The following is a 13,040-nucleotide window of genomic DNA, read 5'->3' on the forward strand; positions in this document are numbered from 1 at the left end:
GTTAGAAGTGTGGACCTCAGCCGGGACTGCGCTTAAGCGAATTTGAGGCAACCTGTTCGCATTGAGGGGAGGCGGGATGGCCAGTTTGAAGATTTCTCTTGCGTCATTGCTTGTCGCTGCAGCCGCGCTGCCAGCCATTGCGCAGGCACCTCAGACCGAAGAGGTGTCAGAACAGGACGACATTCTCGTTGAAGAAAGAGTCCTGCTGAACGCCGACAACGCCTATGTGCTTGAGAACGAGAACCTGGTCGTCGCTGAAGGCAATGTACGCGCTGAGTACGAAGGCCGCGTTCTTACAGCCGACAAGCTAACCTATGATCGTGAGACGGGCCGCGTGCGCGCCCAGGGCAATATCGTCATCACAGAGCCGGATGGCACGGAACGCTTTGCCGAAGAGATTGAAACTGATTCCCGTCTGGTAGATGGCTTTGCGACAGGCTTCTCGCTGCGCACACCGCAAGGCGAGACGGCAGCTGCGAACACTGCAGAGCGGCGCAATGAAACCGTTACCGAGCTGGATCGGGCGGTCTTCACGGCCTGTGAGCTCTGTGAAGGCCAGACCACGCCAACCTGGTCGATACGCGCGCGCAAGGCGGTTCTCAACGAAGACACCGGCATGTTCACCTACCGGGACGCCGTGTTCGAGATCGCCGGCGTACCCGTCGTCTACTTTCCATATTTCTCCCACCCGGACCCGCAATCCGAGCGCCGCTCTGGCTTCCTCGTTCCGCGCTTCGGGGCGTCTTCAAAGTACGGCGCCTTCCTTCAGCCGCGCTACTATTGGGCGATATCCGACTACCAGGACCTCGTCGTAGCGCCGGCCTTCTACACCAAGATCGATCCGCGCCTGGAGTTCGACTACCGCAAACGCTTCTATAGCGGCGATGTGAACATGAACTTCAGCTTCACCAATGAAGCGCGGTTCGACGATGATGGTGAGCGGCTGAACAACAAGGCATTCCGCGGGCACTTCTTTGCTGACGGTCGCTTCCGCATCTCCGAAGAGTGGGATTGGGGTTTTGCCGTCGAAGAGGCCAGCGATGACCTCTACACCGACCGCTACGACGTCGATGGTGAGAATGACCGCCGCGGCATCTATTACAGCCAGCCGAAGACCCTGCTCTCGCAGCTCTACACGCAAGGCCAAGCGAAGAACTGGTATGTCGATGCGTCGGTCCAGACCTTCGACAACCTTCAGGCCCAAGGCCTAGCAGAAGACCGGATTGCCGACGTTCTTCCGCTGATCAACTCGCAATACGATGTCGATCTCGGCAAATATGGCTTTCTCAGCCTGACAGGCTCCGCTGCCTTCCTCGAGCGCGTTCAGGGCGTCGATAGCCGGCGTGTTTCAACCGGGGCCGACTGGTCGACCCAGCGCATCATTCCTGGCGGCCTCATCGTCGAACCCTTCGCTGAAGCGCGCTTCGACTATTACGACGTGAATGATTTTCCCACGGTAGATGAGAGCGACACAATCACCCGTGCGCTTGGCTCGACCGGCGTAAAGCTGTCCATGCCATTCTACCGCCCGGGCCGGAATGTCGACCTGCTGGTCGAGCCGATTGTGATGGGCGCCATCTCATCCGGCAGCCCGAACGATGAGCCAATCCCCGTCGAAGACGGCGCCTTCTACGAGCTCGATACTTCCTCCTTGTTCGATGCAAATGCGCAGGCCGGCTACGACCTGTACGAAGGCGACCAGAAGCTTGGCGCCGGTATCTCGGCCACCGCACGCTGGAAGAACGGCTTCGAGATTTCGGGTCTTGTCGGCCGCCGCTGGCGCAGCGAAGCCGACCCGGCCTTTGATGTGTCGAGCAATCTCGACGGCACGGTCAGTGACTGGCTGGTCAGCGCATCGGTCGATTTCAACGACTATTTCAGCATCGATACAAAGCTGCGTCTCGATGATGACAGCCTCGACATCAACCGCCTGGATACTGCGTTCAACCTGGACATCGACGACATCGCGCGCACCAAGGCGATCTATTACCGAATCGATGAGAGCATCACCCGTTCAGGCGTGCGCCAGGAAGGCCTCTTCCTGCTCGGCGAAGTGTTTGTGCGTGACAATATTCTTGTCCTGTTTGAGCTGCAGCGTGAATTTGAGCAGAACCTCAATATCCGTCAGGGCATCGGCTTCGCCTATGAAGATGACTGCTCGCGCTTCGAACTCGTCTATGAGCGCCAGGGCACACAGAACCGGGAACTTGGGCCTTCGGAATCCATCGTTTTCCGCTTCGGCTTCAAGACGATCGGCGAGTTGGGGTCGCGTAATTTCGACTAAAGCTACAGGAGCTGGAACCAGCCTCACTGAACGCACACCGTTGCGCGTGGTGTGAGGCTGGGTATGCTTCGCGCGGGCAAGGGAACAGCACCGACTACCGCGTCACCTTGGAGGTTTGCGATGATGAAAAAACTTATGGCATCTGCGCTCGTCGCAGTCACAGCCGGCTCCCTATCTGCGCCAGCAATGGCACAGAGCGAAACGCAGACGATCGAGGGTATCGTCGCGATCGTGAACGATCAGCCGATCTCCTATAGCGATGTGCGTGAACGCGCGAGCCTGCTTCTCCTGACACTAGGTGCGCAGCAGCCGACCCAGCAACAGATCCAGCAGGTTACATCCCAGGCGCTGGATGAACTGATCGATGAAAAGCTCCAGCTTCAGGAAGCCACGGAATATGAGGTCGAGGTGTCTGATGAGGACATCAACCGCGCTATCGCTGACATGGCCCGCCAGTCGGGTCTCGACCGCGACGGCCTTGTGAATGTCCTCCTCCAGTCAGGTGTGAACCCGTCCAGCCTGGTTGAGCAGATGCGCGCTGAGATCGCATGGCGCCGAATCATGGGCGGTCTTTATGGCTCGCGGATTCGCGTTTCCAGCAATCAGATTGATGAAGCTCTCGAACAGCAGCGCAATTCGCTGACGCAGGTACAGTACAATCTTGATGAGCTTTTCCTGTACGCCCCGACCGAGCAGGACAAGTCAGAAGCCCTCCGGGGTGCAGCGACCATTATCGAGCAGCTCGAAGCTGGCGCTCCCTTTTCGCTGGCGGCACAGCGCCTGTCATCGGCACCGACATCGGCCGCAGGCGGCGATATGGGCTGGGTAGCACTCGATGATATTGATCCAATCGTTGCAGACGCGGTTCGCAATATGAGCGAAACCGGCGTGTCTGAGCCTATTGTCGTCGCGGACGGCGTTTATCTCATAAACTTCAAGGGCAAGCGCGACCCGAACGAGCTTGAAACGCGTGTTGATCTCGTGCGCCTGGCCGTGACCGACGGCTCAGAGGATGCCCTGCGGGCGGCGGCAAGCCAGGCCAATAGCTGCGAGGCAGCCATGGACATCGCCAATACAGACCCGAACCTCAGCGCCAACGAGTTGAGCGACATCCGCCTCGAAGATCTTGGTGCAGAAGGTCAGAACATGATCGACGAGGTCTCCATCGGCCAGCCGACGCAGGTCTTTGCGACGTCCGGCACGCTTGCCGTGATGTATGTCTGTGACCGCCGCCAGTCTGGCGCCGCTCTCCCGACCCGCGAGGAAATGGAAGACCGCCTGTTCGGCCGCGAGCTTCAGATGATTTCCCAGCGTTCGCTGCGCAATCTGCGCCGCGAAGCGACGATCATCCAGCGCGGCAGCTAACAGTCCGGACATTTCCATGGCCAATCCTGAGGACCTGCCGCTGGCCGTCACCATGGGTGACCCGGCTGGCTGCGGGCCACAGATCACACTGCGCGCCTGGCAGACCCTGTCGGCAGACCCGGCCAGCAGGCCGTTCTATGTGACGGGTGATCCTGCTATTTACGGCGAGGCCTCTGCGGTCATCGAAAGCCCGGCAGACGCTGCGAGTGTCTTCGCGGACAAACTTCCTGTCCTTCCGCTCAGCGCCGCCCTGCCCTCCTTCAAGACCGGTACGCCTGACAGCGCGTTGGCGCCAGCTATCGTCGAGAGTATCGACCGGGCGATGGCTGATACCTTCGCTGGCGATGCAGGCGGCGTTGTGACCAATCCGATTTCCAAAGCGGTCCTCTATTCCGCTGGTTTTCGTCATCCGGGGCACACGGAATACCTGGCCGAGCTCTGCGAGGCGCATACAGGCGAAGCGAGCCCCCCCGTCATGATGCTCGTCGGCGGCGGACTTCGCGTGTCTCTGGCGACTATCCACGTTCCGCTGATGCGCGTTCTCGATCACCTGACAGCAACGAGCCTCGAGACCGTCATCCGTACGACTGCTCGCGCCATGCAGCGCGATTTCGGTATCGGTTCGCCGCGCATCGGCTTGACCGGCCTTAACCCGCATGCGGGCGAAAGCGGTACGATCGGTCTTGAAGAGCGCGACATTATCAATCCTGTCGCAGACCGCCTTCGCAATGACGGGATCAACGTCTCTGACGCGCGTCCCGCAGATACGATCTTCGCAGAGACGCTGGATGGTCGCTTCGACGCCGTTATCGCCATGACGCATGATCAGGGCCTCATCCCCGTAAAGACGCTCGACATCTGGGGCGGCGTGAACACAACGCTCGGCCTGCCCGTCATCCGCACCAGCCCGGATCACGGCACAGCCTATGACGTTGCCGCCGAGGACAAGGCGCGCCCGGACAGCCTGATCGCTGCAATACGCCTTGCGGGCCAAATGGCGGCGCAGAGGGCTCGACATGACGCATGAAACGCCGCGCCTCACTGAAGCGCCTGCCCGTAAGGCGCTTGGTCAGCACTTCCTCTTTGACCCGGACATACTCAGGCGCACTGCCCTCGCATCCGGCCCCGTCGAAGGGCGCACGGTCATCGAAGTCGGGCCCGGCCCAGGCGGTCTGACACGCGCCCTGCTGAACGAAGGCGTGGCCAAACTCATCTGCGTCGAGGCCGATGAGCGGTTTGCCAGCGCTCTTGAAACCTGGCCTGAAGCTGCAGATGGGCGCCTGCGCGTTTACCAACGCGATGCCCGTAAAATAAACTGGACCAGCATCATTGAAGAGTCCGGCGGCAGCACCCCTGCAATGATCGTCGCCAACCTGCCGTACAATGTCGGCACGCCCCTTCTGATCGACTGGCTCAAGACCGGGGACTGGCGCGGTGAGATGGCGCTCATGTTCCAGAAGGAAGTGGCTGAGCGCATCGTCGCTGGCCCGGGCACGCCGCACTATGGCCGTCTGGCCGTGCTGACGCATGCCGTCTGCGACGCCCATATCGCCTTCACCCTGCCCCCCGGCGCCTTCCGCCCGCCGCCCAAGGTCGACAGCGCCGTCGCCGTGCTGACACCGCTACAGCCGGAAAAGCGCTTTGCTGATCTCGACACGCTGGAGAAGGTCTCGACCGCAGCCTTCGGTCAACGCCGCAAAATGCTTCGAGCCAGTCTGAAAGCGCTCGCCAAGACACGCGGAATCGACGCGACGAGCTGGCTGGAAAGCTGCAATATAGACCCGACCGCCCGCGCCGAAACGCTGACCCAAGATGACTTCAGGTCGCTCGCCGCCTACCTCGCTGAAAGCCAGTAGGCTGATGCCAGCGCCAGCCCCGCCCGCTAAGCCTCGCCCATTAGCTCGCGCACATGATCTTCCAGGCTGAGCTGGCGAAGGCGTTTCAGGCGCTCAACCAGCAGGATGCGCTTCAGTCGCTGATACGCGATCTCGAGGTCATCATTGACGATGGCATAGTCATAGCGCCGCCAATGGCGCATTTCAGCCTTCGCATCCCGCATGCGCCGCTCGACGATCTCATCTGTTGAGCCCGGACGCGCCGCGAGACGCGACTTCAGCGCCTCGATGCTCGGCGGAAGAATGAAGACCGACACGACATCGCGCGGCATCTGATCATGCAGCGCATCGGCGCCCTGCCAGTCCACATCGAACAGGACGTCATGGCCGCTGGAAAGCAGCGCCTCGGTATCTGCGCGCGGCGTCCCATAGAGATTATCGAAGACCAGCGCCCATTCGAGAAACTCCCGCTGCGCAATCATCGAACGGAATTCATCGACCGTCTTGAAGTGATAGTCCTTGCCATCGACTTCGCCCGGCCGCTCTGGCCGCGTCGTCGCGGAGACTGACAGCTTGATGTCGGAGAACTCCTCCATCAGCTTCTTGCAAAGCGTCGTCTTGCCCGCGCCTGAGGGAGAGGAAATGACGAGCATCAGGCCCCTGCGCTCGCCTGCATCTTTCGGATGGCCGCTATTCGACATTGGCTGCCTGCTCCTTGAACTGATCTACGAGCCCTTTGAGCGCGAGTCCCGCATTCGTCAAATCGAGGCTGGCCGACTTTGAGCAGAGCGTATTGGCCTCGCGGTTGAACTCCTGCGCCAGGAAGTCGAGTTTGCGGCCAATCGGCCCTCCCTGTTTCAGGAGGCCCCTGCCGCTTTCGATATGGGCCCGAAGCCGGTCGATTTCCTCTCGGACATCTGCCTTGGCGACCGACAGCGCAATCTCGGCCGCAAGCCGCTCGCTATCTACCTTGTCGCTGGCGTCCAGCTCTGCGAGCTGCTTCTCAAGGCGGGCTTTCAGTAGCTTGGGCTGCTCAGCTGCAAGCGCCTCTGCCTCATCCACCACACGCGCCATTTCGGCCAGATATCCGCTGAGCATCTCTTCTAGCGCGGCGCCCTCTTCCAGACGCGCCTCATTAAGCTGCGCTACGAGTTCGTCGCCGCCAGCCTGCAAGGTCGCGACAGCCTCCTCGCTCGCGGCGGCGCGCGTCGAACCCTGGCCTGTCTCCACGACACCCTTGATGCCCATCAGCGAAGCGATCGCCCCAAGGTCTGCCGCCCGGCCAGAAGCCTTCTCAAAGGCCCGCAGAAGCTGCTGCAGCGCATCGTGATTGACGCTTAGTGTCTCTGCACCGCCAGACACTTCGATCCGCAGGCCAATCTGGATGTTGCCGCGCGCAAACAGCTTGGATGCCGCCTGCTTGATCGCGCGCTCCACCTCTTCAAACCCGCCGGGCACATTCACGCGCACATCTAGGGAGCGGCCATTGACGCTTTTCGCCTCGATCGCCCAGCTGCCCCACTCTGCTTCGCCAGACACCCGGGCAAAGCCCGTCATTGAAGAAACGCGTGCGCTCACTCCTGGCCTCGCTCACGCGCAATCTCGCGGCGCTCATACGCACGATAGGCAGCGACATTGCGGTTATGCTCCGACAGCGTCTCGGCAAAGGCATGCCCGCCGGTGCCGTCGGCAACAAAGAAGATGTAATCGGTTTCCGGCGGATCCAGCACTGCCGCGATCGCGTCACGCCCCGGATTGCAGATCGGCGTCTTTGGCAGACCGTCCATCTCATATGTGTTCCAGTCGGTGACCCGGTCGAGCTCGGAGCGATAGAGCGTGCGGCGCACGCGCTGACCGTTCAGCGTCCGGTAAAGCGGTTCACCGCGGGAGACGCCATAAATGACTGTCGGGTCGCTCTCGAGGCGCATGCCGCGCCGAAGCCGGTTGGTAAAGAGCCCAGCCACGAGCGGGCGCTCATCGGCGCTACCCGTTTCTTTCTCGACGACGGACGCGAGAATGATCGCCTCCTCAATGGTCGAGATTGGAAGATCATCAGCCCGTTGCGGCCACAGCTCTTCGAGCAGGTCGTCCTGCGCCTTCTCCATCCGCTCGATCATCGCGGTGCGCGACTTGTCGGCCGAGAAAATATAGGTGTCGGGCAGAAGCGTGCCTTCGCCAATCTCACGCTCCGGCATGTCGCCTTCGAGCTCTGGATGGTTCTCGACGATGCGAAGAACCTGCGCCGTCGTTAGCCCCTCAGGCACAGTGATGCGATATGTGATGACATCGCCGGACACGAGCAGCTCCATGATGCCAGCAATGCTCGCGCGGGGCGGAATGGCGTACTCCCCGACCTTCAGCCCGGCCTGCTGTTCAGAAAGCCGTGCATGCAGCTTCATTACATCCGCATTGGAGATGATGCCCTGGCTTTCCAGCCGCTGGGCAACGCCGCTGACATGGTCGCCCTGTCGCACTTCAAACACAGCGCTCTCGGCGAGCGGCCCCGGCTCGCTGATTTCGTTCTGCAGCCAGAACCAGCCGCCAACAGCCGCAGCTGCGCCGACCACGACCAGCACGATAACAATCGCCAGAAGCGCCTTGATGAACCGCATATCTACTCCCCCACTGTACAGGCTGGCCTTACCTTGCCTGAGCTTTATCGCTTAGGGAACTAGTCAGCCTGTTTGAGGATAAGACACGCATTGGTGCCGCCAAAACCGAAGGAATTCGACATGGCTGCACGAACCTTGCCCTTCTTGGCCTTGTGCGGAATGAGATCGATCTGCGTGTCGACACTCGGATTGTCGAGATTGAGCGTCGGCGGCATGACCTGGTCACGCAGCGCAAGCGCACAGAAAGCGCCCTCAATCGCACCAGCAGCCCCCAGAAGGTGACCGACAGCGGACTTGGTCGATGACAGCGAAAGGTTCTTCGCATGCTCACCGAACAGACGTTCGACCGCACCGATCTCGCCTTCATCGCCCTTCGGCGTCGAAGTACCGTGCGTGTTCACATAATCGATATCGCTCACGTCGAGGCCGGAATGATCCAGCGCCATTTTCATGGCGCGATAGCCGCCCTCGGAGCCCTCTGCAGGCGCCGTGATGTGATAGGCATCGCCCGTCAGGCCATAGCCTGCGACCTCTGCATAGATCTTGGCGCCGCGTGCCTTGGCATGCTCATACTCTTCGAGCATCAGGATCGCTGCGCCTTCGCCCATGACGAAGCCATCGCGGTCCTTGTCATAAGGACGGGACGCTTTCTCAGGCGTATCGTTGAAGCTGGTGGACATGGCCTTGGCTGCACAGAAACCGGCAATGCCGATCTCGCAGATCACAGCCTCTGCGCCGCCTGCAAGCATCAAGTCCGCGTCGCCATACTGGATGAGACGGGCCGAGTCGCCGATGGCGTGGGCACCGGTTGCACAGGCCGTCACCACAGAATGGTTCGGCCCCTTGAACCCGTGACGGATCGAGACCTGGCCGGAAGCGAGGTTGATCAGTGCGGACGGGATGAAGAACGGGCTCACGCGGCGTGCGCCCTGGGTGTGCAGTGTGATGGCAGTGTCGTAGATGGACTGGAGACCACCGATGCCAGAGCCGATCAGAACGCCTGTGCGCTCCTTCTGCTCGTCGGTTTCGGGCTTCCAGCCTGAATCCTCAACACATTCGTCGGCTGCTGCGAGCGCATACAGGATGAACTCGTCAATGCGACGGCGCTCTTTGGCGCTCGCCGCCTTGTCCGGATCGAATGAGTGAGGATCGTCGGCACTACCGCCGCCGCGTCCATCATTCCACGGAACCTGACAGGCAATCTTGCAGGGCACGTCCTTGGTATCGAACAGGTCGATAGGACCTGCCCCCGACTTGCCCTCAAGAAGCCTCTCCCAGGTTGCCTCGCGCCCATTAGCGAGCGGCGACACCAGGCCGATTCCAGTAATAACTACGCGGCGCATCAGCTTACTCCCGATTAAGAGACGTGAGCCTTGATGTGGGTGACAGCGTCACCAACGGTACGGATGTTCTCTTGAACGTCGTCAGGGATTTCGATGTTGAACTCTTCTTCGAAAGCCATGACCAGCTCGACCAGGTCGAGGGAGTCAGCGCCGAGATCGTCGATGAAGCTCGCCGATTCCGTGACCTTGTCTGCTTCAACGTCGAGATTCTCGACAACGATCTTTTTTACACGCTCGAAAACGTCAGACATGGAAAACCTCTCTCATAATGTCTGATAGGAAGACTGTTCGTCTTGGGTTGCCCGTTAGCACACTGATAAAGAGAACGCCAAGGGCTGCAACTGTTGGGTGCCTTTGCCTAGATCATCGCCATGCCGCCATTCACGTGCAGAGTCTGCCCCGTGACATAGGCGGCTTCTGATGAAGCAAGATAGACCGCAGCCGAAGCTATATCACTGCCCTGGCCGAGTTTTCCAGACGGGATCTGGCCGAGCAGCGCTTCTTTCTGCGCGTCTGGCAGCACATCCGTCATGGGCGATTCGATAAAGCCCGGCGCGATACAGTTCGCGGTGATGCCGCGGCTCGCGACTTCCTGGGCAAGCGCCTTGGTGAAGCCGATCATGCCGGCCTTTGACGCGCAGTAGTTTGCCTGTCCCGGATTGCCGGTCACACCGACAATGGACGTGATGCCGATGATACGGCCGTGGCGGCGCTTCATCATGCCCCGCACCACCGACTTGGTCAGGCGGTAGTAAGAGCCAAGATTGACGTTCATCACATCATCAAAGTCTTCGGGCTTCATCTGCATGAGCAGCTTGTCGCGCGTGATACCCGCATTGGCGACGAGGATATCGAGACCGCCGCCCAACGCTTCTTCGGCGCGCCCGACAAGGCTGTCGACCGATTCAGCGTCTGACAGGTTTGCGGTGACGACGACGCCCTCACCTGGCAGGCCGGAGCGCACCTCTTCCAGAACGCCTTCACGCGTACCGGACAGGGCGACCTTGGCGCCGGCTTCAGACAGGGATTTCGCAATTGCGCTACCGATGCCACCTGAGGCCCCGGTCACTAGCGCTGTGCGTCCGCTGAGATCAAACATGCGGCTCTCGTCCTTCCTTGCTTGCGGCTTCTGCCGTCTCGTTCTCGGTTTCGACCCTTGTCGCCCTAGCCGAGACGCTTAGCAACCGATTCTATGTCTTCGGGACTGCCCAGTGTCAGCCCTTCAATGTCCTTGGCGGTACGGCGGTTCATGACGCTCAGTACCTTTCCGGCGCCCGCCTCGACCGTCAGCTCGATGCCCTGGGCCGCCATGAACTCAACACTTTCGCGCCAGCGGACCTGGCCGCAGACCTGCTCGATCAGGTGCTGACGGATCGCGACCGGGTCGCTCGTCGGCTCTGCCGTGACATTGGCAATCACAGGCACGGACGGCGTCTTGATCTCGATATCCGACAGCGCCTTCATCATCTCATCGGCAGCAGGCTGCATCATCGAGCAATGGAACGGCGCGCTGACAGGCAGCATCATTGCCTTCTTGATACCGACTTCACCGGTCTTGGAGGCGGCGAGTTCGACAGCCCCCTTCGCGCCTGAAATCACAATCTGCCCCGGCGCATTGTCATTCGCGATCTCGCAGGCACCGCCATCAGCGCGGCCAAGCTCACAAAGCGCGACTGCCTGTTCTGGCGTCGCGCCCAGCAAAGCCGCCATCGCACCTTCACCAGGAGGCACAGCCGCCTGCATGGCATTGCCGCGGATACGCAGAATGCGCGCCGCGTCAGCAAGCTCGATCGCGCCGCTTGCGGCCAGGGCGGAATACTCACCAAGCGAGTGGCCTGCCACGAAAGCCGCCTTGTCCGGGCCTATGCCATGGGCCTGAAGCGCACGAATGGCGGCAACACTGACAGCCATGAGCGCCGGCTGCGTATTTGCCGTCAGCTTCAGCTCTTCCTCATCACCTTCCCAGATCAATTTCGAAAGGTCCTGATGGAGCGCGGCGTCCACCGTCTCGAAGACCTCACGCGCTTCTGGATATGCCGCGGCAAGGTCCTTGCCCATGCCGATGAACTGGCTGCCCTGTCCGGGAAAAATGAACGCGAACTTGGTCATGCGGTCCTGCCCTTCAGTCTGATCTCTGGAATCTGATTTGGCCGACTGCCTAGATGGCTGCTCGCAGACTCGCAAGTCTGCTTGATTCTTTTGGCAGTTTGGGCTTTAAGCCGCCTCTTCACACGGGGTGCGGTCCTGGTGTCCGGAATGAGCCGGATGACTGGGGGCCATCGCCGGAACGTCTTCCCGCGTTCCAGCGCCGCATTCTGAACACCAGGGAAAGACCATTATGGCACTTTATGAACACGTGCTGATCTCGCGTCCGGACATCTCGCCTGCACAGGTCGAGAGCCAGATCGAAGAGCTCGGCCAATGGCTGGAAAGCCAGGGCGCAAAGGTCGGCAAGACCGAATACTGGGGCCTGCGCAACCTCTCCTACCCGATCAACAAGCAGCGCAAGGGACACTACTCCCTGCTCAACATCGACGGCCCAGCAGCCGCCGTTCATGAGCTCGAGCGCCGTCACCGTATCTCCGACGACGTCATCCGTTACATGACGATCAAGGTCGAAGAGCTGGACGATGAGCCGTCCCCGATGATGGGCCGCAAGGGCCGCAAGGACTAGGGAGCGAGAGTTATGTCTTCAGAAAACAACGCCGGTGATATCAACATCACCAACATCCCTGCCCGGCGCACCTTCAATCGCCGCCGCAAGGTCGATCCGTTCTCGGGCGAAGGCGCCCCGGCGATCGATTACAAGGATGTGAAACTGCTGCAGCGCTACATCTCCGAGAAGGGCAAGATTGTCCCGTCGCGGATCACTGCAGTGAACGTCAAGAACCAGCGTAAGCTTGCCCGCGCCATCAAACGCGCCCGTATGCTCGCGCTCCTGCCATTCACCGTTAAGTAGGAGGACTGACACATGGACATCATCCTTCTTGAACGCGTCGAAAACCTTGGCGAGCTTGGCGAAGAAGTCACCGTGAAGAACGGCTTCGCCCGTAACTTCCTGCTGCCACGCGGCAAGGCGCTGATCGCAAACGATCGCAACCGCGCCCGTTTCGCTGCAGAGCGTGACCTCATCGAGAAGCGCAACGCAGACGCACGCGAAGAAGCCAAGCAGACCGGCAACAACATGGACGGCGCCGAAGTCGTTCTCATCCGCCAGTCTTCCGACACCGGCAACCTCTACGGTTCCGTCTCGACCCGCGACATCGTCGATGCGCTGGCCGAGAAGGACTTCAAGGTCCGCCGCGGTCAGATCAAGCTCGACCAGCCAATCAAGACGATCGGCATTTACGAGCTGGGCGTTCGCCTTCACGCGGAAGTTCTCGTCGAGATCACCGTGAACGTTGCCCGTTCGATGGAAGAAGCTGAACGTCAGGCTGCTGGCGAGAACGTCATCGAGACGATCCAGGCCGAACAGCAAGGCGCAGCTGCCGAGCAATCTGCTGAACTGGCTGAAGCCAGCGCAGAGCGCGAGGAAGCCACCCGCGACGGCGGCGACGACGAATAGTCTCCGTGCGTCTTACGCAAGACTTTGATCAAGGCC

At 60.6% G+C, this 13,040-nt stretch carries 14 protein-coding genes; 7 read left to right on the forward strand and 7 right to left on the reverse strand.

From position 1 onward, the window contains the following. Positions 1–76: 76 nt before the first annotated feature. The 4 genes from lptD (at position 77) to rsmA (ending at position 5,505) form a co-directional block, all read left to right on the forward strand. Positions 77–2,284 carry an LPS assembly protein LptD gene (gene lptD / locus KUV46_14675; protein ID QYJ00562.1) on the forward strand — a complete coding sequence of 736 codons (2,208 nt, stop codon included), beginning with the start codon at positions 77–79 and terminating at the stop codon, positions 2,282–2,284. Between the two features lie 120 nt (positions 2,285–2,404). Beyond that, positions 2,405–3,649 carry a SurA N-terminal domain-containing protein gene (locus tag KUV46_14680; GenBank protein QYJ00563.1) on the forward strand — a complete coding sequence of 415 codons (1,245 nt, stop codon included), beginning with the start codon at positions 2,405–2,407 and terminating at the stop codon, positions 3,647–3,649. A gap of 16 nt (positions 3,650–3,665) precedes the next feature. Further along, positions 3,666–4,676, forward strand: a complete 1,011-nt coding sequence (pdxA, locus tag KUV46_14685; protein QYJ00564.1) for a 4-hydroxythreonine-4-phosphate dehydrogenase PdxA — start codon at positions 3,666–3,668, stop codon at positions 4,674–4,676. Then, positions 4,666–5,505, forward strand: a complete 840-nt coding sequence (rsmA, locus tag KUV46_14690) for a 16S rRNA (adenine(1518)-N(6)/adenine(1519)-N(6))-dimethyltransferase RsmA (GenBank protein ID QYJ00565.1) — start codon at positions 4,666–4,668, stop codon at positions 5,503–5,505. The genes pdxA and rsmA overlap by 11 nt, the downstream gene beginning before the upstream one ends. A 26-nt stretch (positions 5,506–5,531) precedes the next feature. On the opposite strand, the gene gmk is transcribed toward rsmA, so the two are convergent. The 7 genes from gmk to fabD form a co-directional block, all read right to left on the reverse strand. Beyond that, entirely contained in the window at positions 5,532–6,185 is a 654-nt protein-coding gene (gmk, locus tag KUV46_14695; GenBank protein QYJ00566.1) for a guanylate kinase, read from the reverse strand. Further along, complete coding sequence (locus KUV46_14700) at positions 6,175–7,062, reverse strand: YicC family protein (protein ID QYJ00567.1); 888 nt, start codon at positions 7,060–7,062, stop codon at positions 6,175–6,177. The genes gmk and KUV46_14700 overlap by 11 nt, the downstream gene beginning before the upstream one ends. Continuing rightward, on the reverse strand, positions 7,059–8,096 hold the full coding sequence (mltG, locus tag KUV46_14705) for an endolytic transglycosylase MltG (GenBank protein QYJ00568.1): 1,038 nt from the start codon (positions 8,094–8,096) through the stop codon (positions 7,059–7,061). The genes KUV46_14700 and mltG overlap by 4 nt, the downstream gene beginning before the upstream one ends. A 59-nt stretch (positions 8,097–8,155) precedes the next feature. Beyond that, the gene (gene fabF / locus KUV46_14710) at positions 8,156–9,439 is read right to left on the reverse strand and encodes a beta-ketoacyl-ACP synthase II (protein ID QYJ00569.1); all 1,284 of its coding nucleotides are present in this window, start codon (positions 9,437–9,439) and stop codon (positions 8,156–8,158) included. 14 nt (positions 9,440–9,453) lie between these two features. After that, the gene (locus tag KUV46_14715) at positions 9,454–9,690 is read right to left on the reverse strand and encodes an acyl carrier protein (protein QYJ00570.1); all 237 of its coding nucleotides are present in this window, start codon (positions 9,688–9,690) and stop codon (positions 9,454–9,456) included. 107 nt (positions 9,691–9,797) lie between these two features. Then, positions 9,798–10,538, reverse strand: coding sequence for a 3-oxoacyl-[acyl-carrier-protein] reductase (gene fabG / locus KUV46_14720; GenBank protein QYJ00571.1), 741 nt, complete (start codon positions 10,536–10,538; stop codon positions 9,798–9,800). Positions 10,539–10,603: 65 nt separating this feature from the next. Next, the gene (fabD, locus tag KUV46_14725) at positions 10,604–11,548 is read right to left on the reverse strand and encodes an ACP S-malonyltransferase (protein ID QYJ00572.1); all 945 of its coding nucleotides are present in this window, start codon (positions 11,546–11,548) and stop codon (positions 10,604–10,606) included. A 229-nt stretch (positions 11,549–11,777) separates the two neighbouring features. Between fabD and rpsF the strand changes: the two genes are divergently transcribed. Genes rpsF through rplI form a run of 3 tightly spaced genes read left to right on the forward strand, consistent with a single transcriptional unit; the run spans position 11,778 to position 13,004 of the window. Beyond that, the gene (gene rpsF, locus KUV46_14730; protein QYJ00573.1) at positions 11,778–12,113 is read left to right on the forward strand and encodes a 30S ribosomal protein S6; all 336 of its coding nucleotides are present in this window, start codon (positions 11,778–11,780) and stop codon (positions 12,111–12,113) included. A 12-nt stretch (positions 12,114–12,125) separates the two neighbouring features. Continuing rightward, positions 12,126–12,398, forward strand: a complete 273-nt coding sequence (gene rpsR / locus KUV46_14735; protein QYJ00574.1) for a 30S ribosomal protein S18 — start codon at positions 12,126–12,128, stop codon at positions 12,396–12,398. A gap of 12 nt (positions 12,399–12,410) precedes the next feature. Further along, positions 12,411–13,004, forward strand: coding sequence for a 50S ribosomal protein L9 (gene rplI / locus KUV46_14740; GenBank protein QYJ00575.1), 594 nt, complete (start codon positions 12,411–12,413; stop codon positions 13,002–13,004). The last annotated feature ends 36 nt before the right edge of the window (positions 13,005–13,040 follow it).

Origin of the sequence: Thalassovita mediterranea (genome assembly GCA_019448215.1) — a bacterium.
Taxonomy (GTDB): Bacteria; Pseudomonadota; Alphaproteobacteria; order Caulobacterales; family Hyphomonadaceae; genus Henriciella.